Origin of the sequence: Corallococcus carmarthensis, from assembly GCF_003611695.1 — a bacterium.
Lineage (GTDB): Bacteria > Myxococcota > Myxococcia > Myxococcales > Myxococcaceae > Corallococcus > Corallococcus carmarthensis.
The window spans coordinates 24559-44480 of sequence record NZ_RAWE01000066.1; the positions used below are offsets into that span (position 1 = coordinate 24559).

The 19922-nt window shown below is 68.6% G+C and carries 19 protein-coding genes and 1 pseudogene; 12 read left to right on the top strand and 8 right to left on the bottom strand.

The features are described 5' to 3' along the window. Positions 1-16: 16 nt before the first annotated feature. From D7X32_RS19330 to D7X32_RS19350, 5 genes are all read right to left on the bottom strand, one after another. Positions 17-1501: a serine/threonine-protein kinase gene (locus D7X32_RS19330; protein WP_120604041.1), complete on the bottom strand. Its 1485-nt coding sequence runs from the start codon at positions 1499-1501 to the stop codon at positions 17-19. Between the two features lie 55 nt (positions 1502-1556). After that, on the bottom strand, positions 1557-1868 hold the full coding sequence (locus tag D7X32_RS19335; RefSeq protein WP_147450192.1) for a hypothetical protein: 312 nt from the start codon (positions 1866-1868) through the stop codon (positions 1557-1559). Between the two features lie 97 nt (positions 1869-1965). After that, entirely contained in the window at positions 1966-3795 is a 1830-nt protein-coding gene (gene dnaK / locus D7X32_RS19340) for a molecular chaperone DnaK (protein WP_120604043.1), read from the bottom strand. A 2-nt stretch (positions 3796-3797) separates the two neighbouring features. After that, positions 3798-4664 carry a nucleotide exchange factor GrpE gene (gene grpE / locus D7X32_RS19345; RefSeq protein WP_120604044.1) on the bottom strand — a complete coding sequence of 289 codons (867 nt, stop codon included), beginning with the start codon at positions 4662-4664 and terminating at the stop codon, positions 3798-3800. 92 nt (positions 4665-4756) lie between these two features. Further along, positions 4757-5287, bottom strand: a complete 531-nt coding sequence (locus D7X32_RS19350; RefSeq protein WP_120604045.1) for a transcriptional regulator — start codon at positions 5285-5287, stop codon at positions 4757-4759. A gap of 245 nt (positions 5288-5532) precedes the next feature. Here D7X32_RS19350 and D7X32_RS46815 point away from each other — a divergent pair, with 245 nt between their 5' ends. The 5 genes from D7X32_RS46815 to D7X32_RS19380 all read left to right on the top strand — a co-directional run bounded on the left by D7X32_RS46815 (position 5533) and on the right by D7X32_RS19380 (position 10460). Further along, on the top strand, positions 5533-7878 hold the full coding sequence (locus tag D7X32_RS46815) for a lamin tail domain-containing protein (RefSeq protein ID WP_244239087.1): 2346 nt from the start codon (positions 5533-5535) through the stop codon (positions 7876-7878). A gap of 50 nt (positions 7879-7928) precedes the next feature. Continuing rightward, positions 7929-8558 carry a hypothetical protein gene (locus tag D7X32_RS46820; protein WP_120604046.1) on the top strand — a complete coding sequence of 210 codons (630 nt, stop codon included), beginning with the start codon at positions 7929-7931 and terminating at the stop codon, positions 8556-8558. Next, positions 8555-9121 (top strand): head protein, encoded by a 567-nt coding sequence (locus D7X32_RS19370; protein ID WP_120604047.1) that lies wholly within the window; start codon positions 8555-8557, stop codon positions 9119-9121. The genes D7X32_RS46820 and D7X32_RS19370 overlap by 4 nt, the downstream gene beginning before the upstream one ends. Positions 9122-9267: 146 nt before the next feature. Beyond that, positions 9268-9894, top strand: coding sequence for a hypothetical protein (locus tag D7X32_RS19375; RefSeq protein WP_147450193.1), 627 nt, complete (start codon positions 9268-9270; stop codon positions 9892-9894). Then, positions 9891-10460, top strand: a complete 570-nt coding sequence (locus D7X32_RS19380) for a head protein (RefSeq protein ID WP_120604049.1) — start codon at positions 9891-9893, stop codon at positions 10458-10460. Before D7X32_RS19375 ends, D7X32_RS19380 begins: the two co-directional genes overlap by 4 nt. Positions 10461-10479: 19 nt before the next feature. Here the strand turns inward: D7X32_RS19380 and D7X32_RS19385 are convergent, their stop codons facing one another. Then, positions 10480-11133: an outer membrane beta-barrel protein gene (locus D7X32_RS19385; protein WP_120604050.1), complete on the bottom strand. Its 654-nt coding sequence runs from the start codon at positions 11131-11133 to the stop codon at positions 10480-10482. Between the two features lie 204 nt (positions 11134-11337). Here D7X32_RS19385 and D7X32_RS19390 point away from each other — a divergent pair, with 204 nt between their 5' ends. The 4 genes from D7X32_RS19390 to D7X32_RS19410 all read left to right on the top strand — a co-directional run bounded on the left by D7X32_RS19390 (position 11338) and on the right by D7X32_RS19410 (position 16307). Then, on the top strand, positions 11338-12030 hold the full coding sequence (locus D7X32_RS19390; RefSeq protein WP_120604051.1) for a hypothetical protein: 693 nt from the start codon (positions 11338-11340) through the stop codon (positions 12028-12030). A gap of 772 nt (positions 12031-12802) precedes the next feature. Further along, complete coding sequence (locus D7X32_RS19400; RefSeq protein ID WP_120604062.1) at positions 12803-13327, top strand: hypothetical protein; 525 nt, start codon at positions 12803-12805, stop codon at positions 13325-13327. A gap of 134 nt (positions 13328-13461) precedes the next feature. After that, on the top strand, positions 13462-14385 hold the full coding sequence (locus D7X32_RS19405; protein WP_120604052.1) for a DUF2381 family protein: 924 nt from the start codon (positions 13462-13464) through the stop codon (positions 14383-14385). Beyond that, positions 14382-16307, top strand: a complete 1926-nt coding sequence (locus D7X32_RS19410) for a serine/threonine protein kinase (RefSeq protein WP_158625715.1) — start codon at positions 14382-14384, stop codon at positions 16305-16307. The genes D7X32_RS19405 and D7X32_RS19410 overlap by 4 nt, the downstream gene beginning before the upstream one ends. A gap of 19 nt (positions 16308-16326) precedes the next feature. On the opposite strand, the gene D7X32_RS45495 is transcribed toward D7X32_RS19410, so the two are convergent. Then, entirely contained in the window at positions 16327-16476 is a 150-nt protein-coding gene (locus D7X32_RS45495; RefSeq protein WP_158625716.1) for a hypothetical protein, read from the bottom strand. A gap of 161 nt (positions 16477-16637) precedes the next feature. On the opposite strand from D7X32_RS45495, the gene D7X32_RS19420 reads away from it, so the two are divergent. Continuing rightward, positions 16638-16916, top strand: a complete 279-nt coding sequence (locus D7X32_RS19420; protein WP_120604055.1) for a hypothetical protein — start codon at positions 16638-16640, stop codon at positions 16914-16916. An 11-nt stretch (positions 16917-16927) separates the two neighbouring features. On the opposite strand, the gene D7X32_RS19425 is transcribed toward D7X32_RS19420, so the two are convergent. Continuing rightward, positions 16928-18394 (bottom strand): hypothetical protein, encoded by a 1467-nt coding sequence (locus tag D7X32_RS19425; protein WP_147450194.1) that lies wholly within the window; start codon positions 18392-18394, stop codon positions 16928-16930. A gap of 442 nt (positions 18395-18836) precedes the next feature. On the opposite strand from D7X32_RS19425, the gene D7X32_RS19430 reads away from it, so the two are divergent. Beyond that, positions 18837-19535, top strand: a complete 699-nt coding sequence (locus D7X32_RS19430) for an RNA polymerase sigma factor (protein WP_120604057.1) — start codon at positions 18837-18839, stop codon at positions 19533-19535. Then, positions 19532-19922, top strand: a pseudogene (locus tag D7X32_RS19435) (hypothetical protein); the annotation flags it as partial. The gene D7X32_RS19430 and the pseudogene D7X32_RS19435, both read left to right, overlap by 4 nt.

Here is a 19922-nt window from a genome sequence, read left to right on the forward strand (position 1 = left end):
GGCGCATCCCTCCGGTTCAGCGCGGCGCGCGGGTGGGCGGCGTCGCTCGGGTAGGGACCTCCCGCGCGTGGTCCACGGCGGTCTCCAGCCGCTGCGAGTCGCGCAGCCGCTCCGGGAACAGCCGCCCCGCCAGCGCCGCCAGCGCCGTGTCGCGCGCGGGGGGACACGCGGCCAGCAGCCGGTCCGCCATGGCGTGGGCGTTGTCGAAGCGGGCCTCCGGAGCCTTGGACAGCGCCACCGACAGCACGTTCCACAAGGGCGCGGGCACCTCCGGGGGCTTGGTCAGCTTCTCCTGGCAGATGGCCTTCATGGAGGCCAGCTCGTCCTCGCGCTCGAAGGCGCGCCGGCCCGTGAGGGACTGGTAGAGGATGAGCCCCATGGCGAACAGGTCGCTGCGTGCGTCCAGCTTCTGGCCCAGCGCCTGCTCCGGGGACATGTAGAGCGGCTTGCCCTTCACGATGCCCGGCAGCGTCACCGTGCGCTGCGCGCGCACCTTGGCCACGCCGAAGTCCAGCACCTTCACCTGGCCGTCGAAGCCCACCATCAGGTTGTGCGGCGACAGGTCGCGGTGCACCAGCTCCAGGGACGCGCCGTCCTCGCCCTTGAGCGCATGCGCGGCGTGCAGCCCCATGAGCGCCTGCGACACGATGGCGGACACCACCGCCGGCTCCAGCGGCCCCTTGTTGGCGCGCAAGAGCCGGTCCAGGTCGATGCCGTTCACCAGCTCCATGGCGATGTAGTACGCGCCCTGCGCCTCGCCGAAGTCGTAGACGTGCACCAGGTTGGGGTGCGACAGCCGCAGGCCGATGCGCGCCTCGTCCAGGAACTGCTGCACCATCTCCGGCTGCGCCGTCAGGTGGGGGAGGATGCGCTTGAGCGCCACCAGCCGCCCCAGCCCCTCCGGCCCGCGCGTGCGCGCGATGAGCACCTGCGCCATGCCGCCCGTGCCCAGGGGACGCACGACTTCATAGCGGCCAATGCGCCCGCGGTTGACCGGCGTGCCGTCCACGTCCAGTTCGTCCAGCCGCTCCAGCGGGCCCCGCCCGTCCGTCAGCGCCAGGAAGGACAGCACCGCGGAGTCCAGCTGTTCGCCAATCGCCTCCACCAGCCCCATCACCCGCGCGCCGCCGTCCTCGAAGTTCCCCTCCACCAGCAGGCCCAGCCCGCCCAGGTTCAGCCGTCCCAGGGTGAGCTGCTGGCAGAAGAGCATCCGGCCTTCTTCCCGCAGCTTCCGGGGGCCGCTCCAGTGGGCCGCCTCGAAGACGTCCACGCCCAGTTCGCCCAGCACACGCGTCAGCACCGGGCCGCGCGTGCCCCGGAGCGACACGAAGCCCGCCTTCGCGTGCACCATCCGGGCGCACTGCGTGAGGAACACATCCAGGCCGGTGTCGAGGTCCAGCCCCCGCTCCAGGCAGTCCTCGAGGATGTCGTCGGCCATCCGGTTCACGGCCATCAGGCCGCGCAGGAAGGCCAGCTCTTCTTCCGGGGATTGGAACGCCACGCGTCCATCAATACCCGAAAACCCGGGCACAATGGAGCGCCCCCCGGGTGGGGCGTCAGACGCGCTCGCGGTCCACGCGCACCACCGGCGTCAGGCGCTCCGGCAGTTCCGGAAGCTCGGGCGACGCACGGGTGACGGGGTGCTCCAGCATGCCGTGCCGGTCCAGCATGTGCTCCAGGTGCGCCACCCGCGCGCGCAGCCCCTCCAGCTCCCCGGCGGCCACCTGCCCGCGGGCCTGGACCTCGCGCACGCGCAGCCACGTCTCCACCACGGGCTTGAGGGCGAAGCGCACCGTGAGGCCGAACAGCGGCACGCCGACGGTCATGCCCGTGACCAGGATGATCACGACGGCTTCAGTCAATTCCATGGGGGAGGCTCCGGGGAAGAAAGAGGCGGACCCCCGGGCCTACGAACGGGGGGACCGGGCGATTGCACCGCCCGGCCCGCGCACCCGGGGTGAGGCATCAGCCGGACTTGGCCTGGTCCGTGTAGATGGCGTCCGCGATGCGGTACGCGCTGCCCTCCAGGCGCTGGAAGGCTTCCTTCAGGGCGCCGGCGTCGGAGGTGTTGAGGATGGAGCGCAGGCGCTCCAGGTCCGCCTGGATTTCGCCCTTGTCCTTCTCCGACAGGAGGTTGGCGTACTCCTCCAGGCTCTTCTCCGTGGTGTAGATGAGCCCGTCCGCGTTGTTGCGCAGCTCCGCCAGCTCCTTCTTCTTCTTGTCGTCCACGGAGTGCGACTGGGCGTCGGTGATCATCGTCTGGATCTCCGCCTCGGTGAGGCCGGAGTTGCCCACCACGCGCACCTGCTGCTGCTTGCCGGTGCCCAGGTCGCGCGCGCTCACGTGGACGATGCCGTTCGCGTCGATGTCGAAGGACACTTCAATCTGCGGCACGCCGCGCGGCGCGGGCGGGATGCCCACCAGTTCGAAGCGCGCCAGCGTCTTGTTGTCCGCGGCCATCTCGCGCTCGCCCTGCAGGACGTGCACGGACACGAGCGGCTGGTTGTCCACCGCGGTGGAGAACACCTGGCCCTTCTTGCAGGGGATGGTGGTGTTCTTGTCGATGATCTTCGTGAAGACGCCGCCCGCGGTCTCCACGCCCAGGGACAGCGGCGTGACGTCCAAGAGGAGGACGTCCTTCACCTCGCCCTTGAGCACGCCGCCCTGGATGGCCGCGCCCACGGCCACGACTTCATCCGGGTTGATGCCCTTGTGAGGCTCCTTGCCGAAGAACTCCTTCACCTTCTGCTGCACGCGCGGCATGCGCGTCATGCCGCCCACCAGGAGGACCTGGTTGATGGCCTGCGCGGTGACGCCCGCGTCCTTGAGCGCGATGCGGCACGGCTCGATGGAGCGGTCGATGAGGTCCGCGACCAGGGCCTCGAAGGTGGACCGGTCCACGGTCTCCGTGAGGTGCTTGGGGCCGGACGCGTCCGCGGTGATGAACGGGAGGTTGACCTCCGTCTCCGGGGCGCTGGACAGCTCGTGCTTGGCGCGCTCCGCCGCTTCCTTCAGGCGCTGGAGCGCCATGCGGTCCTTGCGCAGGTCCAGGCCGTTGTTCTGCTCCGCGAAGCGCTTGGCCAGGTAGTCGATGAGGCGCTGGTCGAAGTCCTCGCCGCCCAGGAACGTATCGCCGTTGGTGCTCTTCACCTCGAACACGCCGGCGGTGAGCTCCAGGATGGAGATATCGAACGTGCCGCCGCCCAGGTCGTAGACGGCGACGCGCTCCGTGGTGGCGTCCTTCACCTTGTCCAGGCCGTACGCGAGCGCGGCGGCGGTGGGCTCGTTGATGATGCGCAGCACGTTGAGGCCCGCGATGCGGCCCGCGTCCTTGGTGGCCTGGCGCTGGCTGTCGTTGAAGTACGCGGGGACGGTGATGACGGCCTCGGTGACGGGCTCACCCAGGTAGTCCTCCGCCGTCTGCTTCATCTTCATCAGCACGATGGCGCTGACTTCCGGCGGGCTGTAGCCCTTGCCCCGGATTTCGACCCACGCGTCGCCGTTGGGGCTGGGCGCCACCTTGAAGGAGGAGACGCCAATGGCCTTCTTCGCCTCCGGCGAGTCGAACTTCCGGCCAATGAGACGCTTGGCCGCGAAGACCGTGTTCTCCGGGTTGGTGATGGCCTGCCGCTTGGCAATCTGGCCCACCAGGCGCTCACCGGAGTCGGTGAAGCCCACCATGGAGGGCGTGGTGCGGCTGCCTTCGCTGTTGGGGATGACCACCGGCTCGCCGCCTTCCATGACGGCGACGCAGGAGTTGGTGGTGCCCAGGTCGATTCCAATCACCTTCGCCATGACTACTGCCCCCCCCCGGAGGAACTGTCGGACGGCGCGGAAGTCTGGGGCTCCGCGCTGCTGCCTTCTTCAGAGGCCTTCGGTGCTTCCGTGCTGGCCGCGGGCGCGGCTGCTTGCGGAGGCGCGGCAACGGCCTCCGGCGCGCGGGCGACGACGACCATGGCGGGACGCACCAGCCGGTCGTTGAGATAGAAGCCGCGCGTCACCTCATAGACGACGTGGCCCGCCGGGACGTCGGCGGTCTCCACCTGCTGGATGGCTTCGTGCAGGCGCGGGTCGAAGGGCTGGCCCTTGGCGGAGAAGCCCTTCACGCCGTGGCGGCCGAGCGAGTCCTCGAAGGACTTGCGCGTCATGGCCACGCCCTTCTGGAAGCTGTCGAAGTCCGGGGACTTGCCGGCGGCGTCGAGCGCGCGGTCCAGGTTGTCCATCACGGGGAGCAGGTCCTTGAGGAGCTTCTCCGCGCCGAACTTCTGGACGTCCTCCTTCTCCTTCTGCGCGCGCTTGCGGTAGTTCTCCAGGTCCGCGGCGGAGCGGATGGCCCGGTCCTGGAAGTCCTTGGCCCGCTCGTGCGCTTCCTTCAAGCGCTCCAGCGTCTCGCGGGCCTTGGCCTGGCTGAAGTCCAGCTGCGCGCGCAGCGACTCCACCTCCTGGCGGAGCGCGGCCGCGTCCTCGGTGGGGGGAGCGACTTCGGGGGTGGAGGCGTCCGCTTCGGCGGCAGGGGCGGAGACGTCCAGCTCCACCTCCGTGCCCGCGCTGTCCGCGTCCTCGTCCATCCGACGCTCGACGCTGCGAACCGCCTCGTCGATCACGTCCTGCCCGATGTCCGTCTGGATGCTGCCCTTGTCATTGGTACCCGACACGGCGCGCACTATCTCACGCGACGCGGAGCGATCCAACAGGACCCGGGGAGGTGGCGCGTGCCCGGCGTGCGGGCAGGCGCGACTTCATACGCAGCGGAACTTCACGCTCCGGGCGCGGGTTTCTTGCGGCCCAACGTTTTCTTGGAAGCTGATTTCTTCGCGGCCCGGGCGCCCTTGGCGGCGGCGGGAGCGCCCGCGGTCTTCTTGCGCCCGATGGACTTGTCGGCGGCCTTCGCCTTGTCGGCGCTCTTGGCGCGGGCCGGGCGGCTGGGGGCGGCCTCCGCCTCCGGGGCGGGTTCGGCGGGCTTGGACCGGGACTTGGTGGAGGGCGCGGATTCCGGGGTGGAGGCGCTGGCGCCGCCGGCGGTGGAGCCGGGCTTGAAGGCCTCCTCGACGGAGGTCTCCACGCGGCGCACGGCGGTTTCAATCTTCTCCGCGGCCGTCTTGGTGGTCGCGGCGGCCCAGGTACGCAGCTGTTCCAGACCTTCCTTCACCTTGGCCTGCTTCTCCGGGTCCTTCACTTCCTTGAGGAGGCGCTCGGCCTCGCCGCGGAGGTCGTCCGTGGTGCGCTTGAGGTCCTCGCCGGTGCGCTTGAGGAACTCCATCAACTGCCTGTCCCACTTCTCGGCCATGACGCGTCTCCTCCGTCTGCTCGAACCACCCATCCAACTGCACGTACGGACCGCGCGCAAAGCCTTCCGCGCTGTCCCTGGAGGACGGCGGAGCGCGCCATCGATTGCCGTGTGGCAGTGCGTCAGGCGCTCCGCCGGGGTGCAAGCAGGGGGGCGCGCGACAGTCGGATGGCAGACACGTTAAGGTGCGTGCCCTCTTCCGGGAAGGCCGCGTTGGGGCGGGCCCGGTGCTGGAGCGTTCCTTTATGCCGTCCCGGTCCATCCGAGCGTTCGCGTCGCTCATCCTCGTCACCTCCCTCGTCACGTTGGCGGCCTGTAGTTCGGAGGAGCCGGAGTCGGCGGGGCCGGTGCTGCCCCAGGTGACGCTGCCGGCGGCCACGGTGGGCGCGGCCTTCGAGAAGGTGTTCACGGCGACGGGCGGCACGGCGCCGCTGACGTACTCGGTGGACCAGGTGCCGCCGGGCTTCTCCTTCTACGGAGACACCGGGCGGCTGGTGGGCCCCGCGACGACGGCCGGCGAGTGGATGATGACGGTGGTCGTGCGCGACGCGAAGGGCGCCCAGCACACGCGAGGCTATGCGTTGCGCGTGTGGCCGGCGCCGGCCATCACCACGGCGGCGACGCTGCCGGCCGCGACCGAGGGCAGCGCCTACACCTTCACCTTCAGTGCCACGGGCGGGACGCCGCCCCTGACCTGGTCGCAGGTGGGCGGGGCGATTCCGGACGGCCTGACGCTGACGGAGGACGGGGTGCTGAACGGCACGCCCTGGGTTCCGGCGCTGTTCGAGTTCACGCTGCGGGTGACGGACGCCAACGGCGCCCACGCGGAGGCGGTGCTCCAGCTGCCCGTGCGCACGTCGTCCGGGGAGCTGCCGGATGGCGGCCCGGTGACGGACGGCGGGACGAAGACGGACGGTGGCACCACGACGGACGGTGGGACGAAGACGGATGGCGGGACGCAGCCGACGGCGGTGGGCTTGAAGGTGGGCAACTGGAACATCGAGTGGTTCGGCTCCACCGCCGAGGGACCGACGGACGAGGCGCTGCAGCTGACCAACGCGACGGCGGTCATCGCGGACGCGGGGCCGGACGTGCTGGGCGTGGCGGAGATCGTCAGCCTGGACGCGTTCAACTCGCTGAAGGCCGGGCTCTCCGGCTACAGCGGCCTGCTCGCGAGCGGGGGCTACTACGGCTCGTCGGACCAGAAGGTGGGCCTGCTCTACAAGACGGACGCGGTGGAGCTGGTGAGCTCCGACGTCGTGCTGACGGAGTGCGCGTCGGACTTCGCCTACCGGCTGCCCCTGCGCGTGGACCTGAAGGTGATCCGCGGCGGCGCGAAGGTGGACCTGACGGTGATGGTGCTGCACATGAAGGCGTACGCGGACTCGGATTCGTACCTGCGGCGCAAGAGCGCGGCGGTGTGCCTCAAGGACTACCTGGACACGTCCCTGCCGACGCAGAACGTGATGGTGCTGGGCGACTGGAACGACGACGTGGACGCGTCCATCTACACGCCCTACGAGTCGCCTTACCAGAACCTGGTGAACGATGCCGCGCGCTACAAGTTCCTCACCCAGCCGCTGTCGGAGTCCGGGGCGCGCTCGACGGTGAGCAACAGCCAGTTCATCGACCATCAGCTGGTGACGAACGAGCTGGCGGCGTACTACGTGGCGAACTCCGCGGAGGTGCTCAACCCGAACATCGTCAGCTACAAGAGCACCACGTCGGACCACTACCCCATCTTCAGCCGGTTCAACTTCGGCTCGGCCTCGCAGGCGGGCAGCGTGAAGGTCACGGCGCCCAACGGCGGTGAGACGCTGCAGGCGGGCACGACGTTCAACATCACCTGGACGTCGAGCAACGTGGCGCAGGTGAACCTCACGTACACGCTGGACGGGACGGTGTGGCGCGCGTTGGCGTCGAACGTGGTGGCGTCCACCGGGCGCTACACGTGGACGGTGCCGAGCGAGTCCTCCACGGCCGCGCGGGTGCGCGTGGCGGACACGGCGCGTGCGGACGTGGCGGACGTGAGTGACGGGGCGTTCACGATGACGCGGCCGACGCAGACGGTGTTCATCAACGAGTACCTGGCGCAGCCGTTCAACGGCGCCGCGGGGACGCCGGACTACGATCAGCAGTTCGTGGAGATCTACAACGCGGGTCCGGGGTCGGTGGACCTGACTGGCTGGAAGATCCACGACGCGAAGTCGTACTCGGGCGCGGAGGCGGCGCGGCACACGTTCGTGTCCGGAACGGTGTTGCCGGCGGGCAAGGCGTACGTGGTGTACTCGGGAGCGTCCGCGGTGCCGGTGGGGGCGACGTATGCGACGTACGCCAACAACGGCGGCTACGGGCTGCGGTTCGACCGGGGCGTGAACCAGGGTGGCGCGGGTGACATCGTGTACCTGGTGCGCGCGGACGGGACGCTGCAGGACAGCCACTCGTACCAGAGCGCCAGCGTGCCGGTGACGTCTGGCTATTCGTTCAACCGGATCCCGGACCTGAGCCCCACGGGGACCTGGGACCTGGGCTACAACCATTACTATCGCGCCGCGACCCCGGGCACCAAGGCGAACGGCAACGCGTTCTGAGCGGTTCGCGGTGACATGACTTCCACCTGGGGTTCTGCTTGGGTGGAAGGATGCATGCCTGGAGTCAGGTGGGACGGGGCGTCACGGCCGTGGCGTTGTGTGTGTGGCTCGCGGCCTGTGGAGCGACCCGTGCGGCGGTGGCCCCGCCCTCGCCGGAGGAGCTTCCCCGCGGGGTGCTGCTCCTGCGGGAGGCCCCGGATGGGAGCTTCACCCAGGAGTGGCGGCCGGCGGGGGACTTCGACCTCGCCCCCTACGTGAAGGCGCCCGAAGGCCGGCGCATCGTGCGGACCGCGCGCTCCGTGCGGGACTGCGATGCGGAGAACCGCGAGTGCATCCAGGAATGCATGAGCAGGCCCTTGTCGAGCGACTTCAGTCACATCACGAAGCGGCCCGGGCTTGGAGGCAAGGAGGCATACTGCAGGCGCCGATGCAGCCAGCCCTACCTGGACTGCATCGCACTCGAAAAGCTCCAGCCCCAGGAGCTCTCATCCCTGGATGCGGTCTCCGAATGGGCCCGGCGCAACCCGCGCGCCCTTCTGGTGGGGAGCGTGGTGGTCATCGCGGGGGTCGCGTTCGTCGTCGTCTCAGCGGGCGCGGGGCTCATCGTGCTCGCGCCTGCGTTGATTCTCGCGACGTCATCCGAGGCCCCAGCGCAACACCTGGTGGAGAGCGCACCATGATGCACTTCTTTGACAAGCTGGAGGTGCTGGGACGGCGCTATTCGGAAAGCACCTCCGAGAAGGAAAAGCAGGCCCTCCACTTCGCGATGGATGCCATCTACTTCATCCTGGGCACCGGGCAGGGCACCGAACTGGAAGCGTACGTCCAAAGCCAGGATGCCTCCGCGCCTCCGTTGGTCATCGGCCGGTTCAAGACCCGGGAGGAAGCGGAAGCAACCATGAACGCGTGGAAGCCTCCAGTCGACCAGGCGCGCGTGCTGATTGGAGACGACTACTACTCCGCCATGTTCGTTCCAGCCACGGGGCGAATCCATCTGGTCTTCATGCCCCCCATCTTGGAGCACTACCTCCAGGAAATGGCGGACGAGCAGCGCCCACCTTCGGGCTTGTCCTTCTCCACGAAGGCGGAGGCGGAGGCGTGGATGAACCAGCAGCCCACGCCGCCGCAGCAGGTGGTCATCGACATCGCGGGGGCGCCGTATCTAGCGGCCTACCACCACCGCATCGACTACCGCGTCCTCTATCCCCTGCCCGCCCCCACGCCTCCTTCGCAGCAGACGTGAGGGCCCGGGGAGCGCGGACTACAGCCGGAACTGCACGCGCACGCCCGGCTGGATCCAGACGTGGAGAAGGAGGTGCAGTCCACCTGCGGCGCCAGCGGGGGCGACGTACGCATGACTTCCACCGGGGCTTCTGCTTGGGTGGAAGGATGCATGTCTGGAATGCAGGGCAGAACGTCACGGCCGTGGCGTTGTGCATGTGGATCGCGGCCTGTGGAGGGACGCGGGCGGCGGTGGCTCCGCCCTCGCCGGAGGAACTTCCCCGCAGGGTGCTGCTCCTGCGGGAGGCCCCGGATGGGAGCTTCACCCAGGAGTGGCGGCCGGCGGGGGACTTCGACCTCACCCCCTACGTGAAGGCGCCCGAGGGACGGCGCATCGTGCGGACCTCGCGCTCCGTGCGGGACTGCGATGCGGAGAACGTCGATTGCATCCAGCAGTGTATGAGCACTCCTCTGCCACGTGGATATGGCCATGTCCGCATCCCGCGAGGCGCGGGCGGAAAGAATGACCACTGCGTCAGGCAGTGCGACCCGGCCTACAGGGACTGTCTCGAACTGGAGAAGCTTCGTCCCCAGGAGTTGTCCTCCACGGAGGCACTGTCGGACTGGGCGAGCCGCCATCGCGAATCCCTGATTGTGGGCAGCGTGATCATCATCGCAGGGGTCGCCTTTGTCGTTGTCTCCGCGGGCGCGGGGCTGATCGTCCTGGCTCCAGCGCTGCTCATGACGGCCCACGACAGTGCCTCTGTCCTCCCTCTCGCGGAGACCCACCCATGACCAGGCTCTTCGACCAGATGGAAGTACTCGGACGGATCCTGCTCGACGATGCCCCGAAGACTCCTGGAAGCGAGGAGGCCATCCGCACCGCCGCGGCTGCCATCCAATTCGTTGACGCGACAGGGCAGGTCGCCGATTTCGAGGACTACGTCCGGAGCCTCGAAGCCTACGCGCCGCCTCTTGCCATTGCCCGGTTCGATACCCGGCAGGATGCCGATGCCTGGCTGATGGCGCAGAAACGTCCACCGTCGTTTGCCTCCATCCTGGTGGCGGATGAGTACTTCTCCGTCTTCTTCAATCCCACGAGCGGGTGGAGAGGCCTGGGTCGTCAGCCTCGACTCGAGTTCTATCTCCAGGAGATGGCGGATGAGCGGCGCCAGCCTTCGGGCCTGTCCTTCTCCACGAAGGCGGAGGCGGAGGCGTGGATGAACCAGCAGCCCACGCCCCCCCAACAGGTGGTCATCGACATCGCGGGGGCGCCGTATCTGGCGGCCTACCACCACCGCATCGACTACCGCGTCCTCTATCCCCTGCCCGCCCCCACGCCTCCTTCGCGGGAGGCGTGAGGACAGAGAGAGACACGGACTACAGCCGGAACTGCACGCGCACGCCCGGCTGGATCCAGACGTGGAGCTGCTTCTCATCGTCGGTGAGGTCGCGGTCAACGCGAACGCTGCCCACGCTCGCGGAGATCTCCGAGTACTGCCCCACGGACGCGGAGATGTAGGGCCCCACCGCGATGGAGCGGGTGAGCTGGAGGTCCACGCCGAAGTGGGCGTGCCCCAGGTCGTAACCCTGCAACTTCCCCCAGATGCGCGTCGCCCCTTCGCCCGTCTCCGCCGTCCCGATTTCGTAACCCACGCCCACGCCCACCCAGGGTGAGACGAAACCGTCCGGCCGGAAGTGGTAGTCCAGGTCGATGCCGAACCGCATCACCTTGCTCTTGCAATCCACGCCGTCCGCGCAGTCGTCGTCAGGTCCGGACGCGAAGCCATACTGGAAGTAGGCGCCGAGCGAGAGCTGCCGGGTGAAGAAGTAGGAGAGGTCCACCTGCGGCGCCACGGTGCGGCCGAAGGTGTTGACCATGGAGGTGTCGTCGAGGGAGTTGCCTGCCGGAATGCCAAAGGCACCGCGCACGCCCAGCGCGAGCCCGGCGTTCGAGGGCTCCTGGGCCGCCGCCGGCAATGCGCTCAGGCAGGAGGTCAGAACCAGCGATGCGATGAAGTGTCGAGCAGTCATGTCGTCCAGGGAGAAGGGCCGTCGTCCGACGGCGTTGGATGTTGGCGGCGCCACGCATTGCAAGCCCGTGGCCAGGGAGCCCTGATGCGGGCGCCCTGGGGCTCCTGCGTGGCGGAGCGTTGGAACAGCCCTGAAGCGCGACAGGAATGTCAGTCTTTCGGTTCAGGCACCGGCGCACGCCGTGCGACAGTCCGGGCCCGAGCCATGACCTCCGCCCTCCTGACCGAAGACTCCGACATCGTCCGCTGGCTGCGCGCCGAACGCGAGGCCCGTGGGCTGACCCGCATCGAGCTGTCCGCGTCGTTGAAGCACGCGGGAACGCTTCACGACGACACGTTGATCTTCACGGCGCCGGACGGAGCGTTGACGTTCGGTTCGCTGCCGGAGACCCCGCGCGCGCAGGTCCAGGAGCTGATGCGGCGGCATCACGCGTCGGCGCCCGGGTTGGGGAACATCGAGCTGTCCATCGTCTGCGACGCGCACGCGCCGCCGCGCATCCGGCTGACGGACGAGGCCCAGCGACAGCAGGACGCGAAGGAGCAGGCCCGCGCGGAGGCCCACTTCGACTCACGGCACTATGGACGCGCGCTGGCGCAGCGGGTGGCGGAGCTGCTGGACGCGGGAGCGGACCTGTCCGTCACCGTCGACCCGCGCGAGGGCGTGTCCCACGCGCTGTGGAGGCCCGGGGATGGCACGTACGCGGAGGGCCTCCGGTACATCCAGGGAGACTCCCAGGCGAAGCGGACCTTCGCGTCGCGGGACGCGTTCATCCGCTGGCTCGCGGAACAGAGCGACGACTCCCTGGCGAAGACGGAGCATCCGGACGACCCACGGATGTGGGGACTCGGGACGTTCAACCGCGCGTTCTTCGCACGGAAGACGGGGCGGCGGTCGTAGCGGAGGCTTCAATGAAGATGTCGTGGCTTTTTCCTCTGCTGTCGATGGCCTGCGCGAGTTCACCGCCGCCGAACACCACGGCACCCGATGCCCCAATTGCTCAAGGTCCCTGGGCCGAAGTTCCTGCCATGGAGTTGCCCGCGGGCGATCCCGCGATTCCCATCGGGTTTCTTCGCGATGTGGCGGACGCGCTGCTCAAGAGACCTGGAGCGAGCGTATGCGACCCGGTAAGGAAGGTTCCCATCAAGGGACTTTCCACGGAGTACTGCGCCACGGTGTATGTCGCCGGTCCGCCGGACTCCATGTCATGGAGGGTCACGGAGCCCATCCAGGGCGACCATGAGACATGCAACCCGTTCTTCGCCGTGAAGGACGCGGACCATTCCCCGGCCCGCGTCTGGGTGGTGGGGTACATCCACAATCATCCTTGCGCGGCGGCACCCTCCTCGCAGGACCTGTCTCTGTGGCCCACGGATGCGTTCGACCCGACCGTCTCCATGGCCGAACTCCGCATGATTCCAGGCAACCCCGCGCCCGCTGTGTTCAGGGGTGGAGAGATCCAGATGTCGTCGGCGCTGGTGGCTCAGCGGCTGGATGGGACGCGCTTCTTCCTTCGCTACTTTCCAACGGGAGAAGTCCAACAGTGGAGCCAGCCCAGGTCGAAGTGGGTCACACTCGGGACGTGTACTCCGCGCAGGCTCAGCCCTCCTTTCAGCAGTGCGCCCCAGTGCCGCCCCGGAACCTTGCGGCTCCTGAACGAGTGAACATCTCCATGCGCAAGGCACTCATGCTCTCTGGGCTTATCGCCTTGGCTGGCGGATGCGTCCGGTACAAGCCGTCATGGCAGGGGGAGGTGCAGTGGCCGGATGAACGCTCCTCGTCCACCGTCCTCTCCTTCACCGAAGCCGGTGCCGCGGTGGCTGCCGCAGGAGCGCTGCGGGAGGTGGTCCGGACCAATCCCCATCCGCAGCTCTTTCAGGGGTGCGCGAGCCCGGAACAGGGGCTCGATGTCGCCGTCTTCAAGGGACCGACAGTCGGCCTGTACTACGTCGCCGTGGAACAGCGATTCAGCCGGTGTGGTGGTCCCAATGGCCGGGTCCTCGACTGGTGGCAGGTCTATGCGGTCACGCCCCAGGGCGAGGTGGTGGCGAAAGCCCCGCGCACGCCAGACGCCCCCATGGAAGTGCAGCCCAGCACGGAGGAGGACTCCATCAGCAGTCCTGCTCCGCCCACCGAGGAGCCGATTTCATCGCCCCCTCGCGAAGCACCTCCGGCGGAGAAGGCCCCTTCAGAGTAGGTCTTTCTCCCAAGGACGCTTGAGGTAGGCTGGGTTTTCCTTTCCCCATCCATTGCATCCAGGTCGCCCAGGCCCGTGGACTCCCATGCGTGTCAGCCCTATCTGTTAGGTTTGAAGGATGGAGGTGACCCGTGATGTCGCTGTCCGCTTCGGTCATGCCCCTGGTGCTGACGGTCCTGCTGGGCACCACGGCGGTGGCGCAGTCCCGGACTCCCACGGTGCGGGAGCGCAAGGCCCGGCAGCTCACGCTGCGCGCGGAGGAGCCTCCGGTGCTGTTCGCGCTGCATGTCGCCGCCCATGAGGTGACCACCATCACCTTCGATGCGCCCATCGTTCCGGAGTCCGTGGACCGGAGCGCGCTCGCGCCCTTCTTCTCCCGCGTGGCGGTGCATGAAGACGTGCTCGTCCTCAAGGCGTCCATGGATGTCCCCGTGGGCAAGGAACCGGTGCTCACCGTGCGCTTCGCGGGGTCCGGGGCTCCGGCACAGGTGGGGTTCGTGCTCACGACCGTGGAGGCGGAGGTGGATTCGCAGGTGGAGGTGTTCCGGCAGGGACGCACCGCGCAGGACCTGGGGAAGGAGCTCGCGGACCTGCGGGCCCGGTGCGCTGTCACCGAGGCGGGGCTCGCGACGCTGCGTGCGCAGTGCGCGCTGCGTGGACTGGGTGGCGCGGTGTTGATGGGGGATGTCACCCAGCGAGGTGTCGATGTGACTTACCTCCCCGATCCCTCCTTGAGCCCTGGCATGACCGCCAAGCGCCCTCATGTGCTCTACCGCACGACGAGCACCCGTGCCCTGTCGACATCACTGATCAACGCCGTGGGGAGCGCCCCCTGGATACCGGGCTTCGCTCGGATGACACCGCGCGGGCCCAACGCACTGCCTGCCCGTGAGTTCCCTCTGCTCATGCAGGTGAAGCAGCTGGCGCCTGGGGAGCAAGCCACCGTGGTGGTGGAATGGCACGCGCTTCCGGACCTGCCCGCTGGCACGCACTTCACCCTGGAGTTGCTGGACGCGAAGGGCGAACGCGGCGTCCGCTGGGAAGAGGTGGCGCCATGAGCACGCACGAGGCAACGCCCGGCGAACAGGCGGGTCCTGAGCATCACGCCTCCACCCAGCCCGCGCAGAAAGCCCATGGCCCTGTCCGGCCCTCGTTGCTGCTGATGATGGATGCGCTTCCTCCGGACACACCCATCGGCCCCTGGCGCGTCCTCCAGCGAGTGGCGTCAGGCGGGTACGGCACGGTCTACGTCGTTCATGCGAGGCACCGCCCTCGCGGCAGGCGGTACGCACTGAAGTTGGCTCGCCAACCCGACAGTCCCTGGTTCGCACGCGAAGCGGAGGTGCTGTCCCGCCTGCGGCATCCGGGAGTGCCTCGCTTCGTGGAGGCCGGGGCATGGCAACCGGGCTCCGGGAACTACCCATTCCTGGTGATGGAGCACGTGGATGGCGAGTCGCTCTACGAGTGGGCCCGCGCGCGCAACCCCACGGCCCGCGAGGTGGGCGCATTGCTCATCCAGGCCGTGGAGATCCTGGCCTTCGCGCACCAGCACGGTGTCCTGCATCGCGACGTCAAAGGCGACAACCTCCGCGTCCGGCCCGGTGGACGGCTCACCTTGCTGGATTGGGGTGCGGGCTGGCATCCCGAAGCGAAGCCCCTGACCGGAACAGGCCAGCTTCCTCCAGGCACGGCTCACTACTTGAGTCCCCAACTCCACCGCTGGCGGATGGCGGTGCCGTCTCAGGAGTGTCCTCGCTACGGCGTGACGGATGAGTTGTACGCCTTGGGCGTCACCTTCCATCGATTGCTGACCGACAGCTATCCGGCACTCCCGCTGGAGGGGGAAGGACCCGAACTCGCATGGCCCAACCCACTGGTGCCGGAGGGGTTGGCGTCACTCGTCACCCGCCTGCTCGCGTTCGCGCCCGAAGCACGGCCTCCCAGCGCCTCCGCCCTGGCCTCCGAACTGCATCACGTCCTGGCCCATGCGGATGCAACCTGGGACCTGCCCCTGTTCGATTGGGCCACACCTGCCTCTGACTCCTCACGCACGACGCAGGAGGCACCCGGGATGGTGGGGCCGGTGGCTCCGGGTCAGGAGGTGCCGCTCCAGCACGCACGACTACAGCGCATGGACCGTCTTCAACGCCTTCACGAGGCACGCGAGCTGCGGCGCCGGTTTCCGCGCCATGTCGCCCGGATGGAAGCCCAGGACATCCTCGCCGCGAACACGATGCGCCGCCGACACACGCTGCGGACTCTGTGGCATCAGGGGGCCGCCGCATTCGCATGTGTGGTGGCCATGGCCTGTCTGGGATGGGGCTTGGGGCTCTTTTCAAGGTCCGGCGGCGATGCGCCAGTTCGCCCGTCCCTGCCTTCCGTGGCGCGGGCGCCTGGGCCCGACCAAGCTGCCGCGTCCGGAGCGGCCCCTCCTTCCCCTGCGCCGCTCCCGCCGGAGAAGGACACCATGAGCATTCCCTTGAAGCAGGACCCCCCTGTCCGCGGACGTTCGCTGTCACGCGGCTGCACGTGGGCTGTCGGTGCGGCGACAACCCTCATTGCTTGCTCGGGTGCGCAGGTGGTGCCCAAGCCCCAGCGATGCCCCACGGAAGCGCTGGAGGCGATGAAGGCGCTGAAGCTGCGGCGGGATGCGAAGGTGACCATCACGGTCGACATCCGTTATCCCGACCGTCTGGATGCCGACATGCTTGCCGTGCACGACGGCGACATCGTCAGCGTCCAGGAGGAAGAATACGGCGGTCTTCCGAAGGGCACCCTGCTCTACGGACGGCTGTGGACAGGGGGAGAACGGGTCATGGGCCGCTACACACGAGCGGAGACGCCTGACGGCCGCACCTACCCGGTTTGCTTCGTCCTCGGGAACGACGATGGCTTCTGGCCGAAGGAGTCGGGCTCCAAGCCCGGTGCCGCGCTCCTTCCCCGGACCGCGGGCTACACCGTGATGGACGCGTTCCCATAGACGCGATGTGCGGCGGCCCTCACGGCGGCAGGTCGCGCAGCAGCCTCGTCGGGGCGATGGAGAGCTCCAGCCCCTTGAACCACCACAGCAGCAGGACCGCGCTCCCCAGCACGAGCCCCCCGAACGCCAGCAGAGCACGGCGGACAGGGGGCTCCGCCTTCCGGCTCACGACCCGAAACCCCCACGCGCCACAGAAGACGGCGAGCGGCGCGAACAGGGGCACGGCCAGCGCGGCCAGGCCATAACGCCAGGCATGGTGCGCCCACGGCCAGGGACATGGTCCCAGTGTCGCACGACCGGGCGCAGCGCCCCTGCGGTAAGACCCGGGGCATGCGCCCCCTCCTGGCGGATCAAGCACCCCGCTCCATCGTGCTCTACCACCCCAAGCCCACCGAGGGCTGGCGCTACGCCGTCTACATGAAGGCGGGTGACATCCTGGATGGAAGGCTGCTCGACAGCACTCCGTCCACTTCGTTCGAGGAAGCCCGGACCCAGATGGAACGGAAGCTGATGGAGTTCTTCGGCCGCTCCACCACGCTCGTCTGGAAGGAAACCTCTTCCGGGTGGTGGACGGGCGAAGCGGTCGATGCGCCATCAGTCCCAGCGTGAGCACTGCCTCGCTACTCCAGCAGGTCGAGCACAGCCAGGGGCTCCTTGGGCTCCAGCAGGTCCAGCCGATGACGAGCCTTCACCGCCAACTCGAGCGGCTGAACGCCATGACGGAACCAGGCATGCGCGATGCGGTCGATGCCCGCGCCAATCAAGGGTGCCGCCGTCCGCAGGCTGGCGCGAAGCGCGACCGCGTTCGTCTGCCCACCGTGCAGCACCAGGTTGCGCTGACGGTAGAGCCGACGAAACGCTCGCACCGCATAGCCCTCCACGTCCTTCAGCTTCTTGCGAGGCTCCTTGAGCAGCCCCTCCATGCGCGCGACCGCCGCCCGGTGACCCCAGACAGGTTCCGCCCAGGAGAGCGGCTGGGCTTGATGGATGGCGGCCCCCATCAGGGATGCGCGTTCGTGATTGCTCTCGCACCGGAGGAGCTGTTCCTGAAGCGGACTGGCACGGGTCCTGCCTTGCAGGGATGCCAGCAAGGTCAGCTCCGCCCTGGGGAACGAGCACGCCACCAGGGACGCCAACCGGTCACCGGCGGGTGACTTCTGGCCATCCTCGGGCGCGACCAGCAACGCTTCAATGGCAGCCCAGCCAGCGGCCACCGCGACCACGGCGGGTGCATCCAGCTGACCCAGCAACTCGAACGCCGCATCGACACGGCTGGGAGGCCCGGACGCGAAGAGCTGGTCCTGACGCTCCAGGCTGCGGACCTCCACCCGCCGATGCCTACGGAGCGGCAGCGGCTGCCGGCTGCCTTCGACGTACGCGTGCTCCCCGTGCCGCATCTGATGGCCTGTCCCGATGAGAAGCCGCGCGGCCAGCTTCTCCACCGTCTCCGAAGCCCGCTCCGCGGCGGAGAACGCATCGCGTGCTTGAACCGTCAGCAACCAGCCTCCGCCCTGCCGGACGTGGGTGGCATCGAACCCGTTCGCGATGAGCCATTTCGAAACCGTGGGCGCGTCACACCACTCACGCGGTGGAGGCCCCTGGAGTCCCAGCGCGCTGCGCACGGTCAAGAGGACCTGGAAGCGCGAGGGCGGCGTGCGAGCCAGGACATGCGCATCCTCCAGCAACTCCGATAGACGATAGGTCTGCGTGGAATGGACGAGCCGGTACGTCAGCCAGCGATGGAGGAAGTCCGGGCTGAACCCCGCATCCAACAAATGTGAGGCGACGGCGCGGGCCACCCGCTCTGGCTTCACCGGGATGCCCAGCGCGAGCTGCTCCGCCCAGCGGGACAGGTATGACGCATCAATCTCCTCGGTGAGACGGTGCACCGCGGGCAGTTCCCCCGAGCGGGGCCTCAACGGCGAGCCGAGCAGACGCTGCAGCAGGCTTCGGGACTGGGGTGCGATGCCTTCATCCGGCCCCAGGGCCCGGGACAATTCATTCGCCAGCCACTCGACCGCCTTGTCGGACAGGACCCCCGCCGGGACGGCCTCCACCGCCTCCAACAGCTCGCGGAGGCTGAGCACCGTGCCCACCTCCCACAGCCCTCGAAACCAGGAGGTCCAAGCCGCGAAGAATTCCAAGAGACGTGCCGCCACCCGCTGTGAGCTGTCCTTGCTTTCAAGCACCGAGCGCCTTACTTTTCGAGCAGGTCACTTGACCACCCTCTCTACGGAGGCCGTCCCCACCCGGGAGTCGTTCATCCCTGTGGGTCTCGGCCTCCAATTTTTTTGCGGACAGGGCGAGGCTTCAGCCCCCCTGGTTCCGCGAACCTCCCCGACGCTCGATGCAGGATTCGAACCCGCGGCCGTTGGCTCCGGAGGCCAACGCCCCGGTTCGCAACAATCCCAGCGCTCCGCCTCAATAAAACGCGCGCCGTGCGTGTGGCGACGACCGGATTTTCCAGGTCATTTCGTATCTCATTTTCAGAAGGGGCCCGGCCGGGGCCCCTTGGATGGAGCCTTCCGCGTGCTGCCAGGAACCGAGCGGTCAGTCTTGGAGGCCTTCCGCCGGGGTGACACCGCCGTGCTCACCCAGGTCTACCGGACCTATTCGCCAGAAGTGCTGCGCTACCTGTCCCGGCGCTTCTCCATCCATTCAGAGACCGGCACGCGCTCCCTTTCACTCACGCCCCTGGACCTGGACGCCGCGCACCAGGAGACCTTCGTGCGGGCCTTCCGCCCCCACATGCGCCAGGCCTACGACGGCGTGCGCCCCTACCTGGGCTTCCTGCTCACCGTCGCCCGCTCCACTGCCATTGATTTGATGCGCGCCTCCGGCCGCGTGGCCCGGGAAGCCATCCCCCTGGATGACGCGCCGGAGCTCGTGCACGCCCCCACCGAGAACAAGAGCCCCGAGGAAGAGGCCCTGGGCGCCGAGGTCCGTACGCTCGTGCGCCGCTTCCTGGAGGCCCTGCCCGCCGAAGGGCGCGCCCTGGCGCAGCTGCGGTTCATGGACGGCCTGTCCCAGGAGTCCGCCGCCGACCAGCTGAAGCTCACCCGCGGCGAGGTGCGGGTGCGCGAGCGCCACCTGCGGTTGCAGTTCACCGAACACCTGAAGGACTCGGGCTGGTTGGACAGTGACGTCGCACCGGGACGCCTGCAATGGGGCGCCCTGCTGGCCACCCTGGCCCTGCTGTGCGCCATCCCATTCGGGAGCCTCCCATGAAGTGGTACGAACGACATGTGGACGCGGGACTGACGCGCTGGTCCCTGGGGGAGCTGTCCGCCCCCGAATCCTCGCGGCTCCTGCGCCACGCCCACGCCTGCACCCGCTGCGGCACCCGCTACGACAAGTGGGCCCGCGCCCACCGCGTCTTCGAGTCCGGCCAGACGGACACCCCCACCTCCACGGAGCTGGAGACGCTCACCGCCGCGGGGCTGACGGCCGCCCTCAGCGCCGCCGCGCCCCCGGACGCCGCGCCCTCCCGGTGGCCCACCCTGGCGGTGCTCGGCGCCACGCTCGCGGCCCTCTTCCTGGTCGTGGTGGTGACACCCACCTCCGTCGGCCCCACCGCTGTCCCTTATACACATCTCCGAGCCCACGAGACGCTCA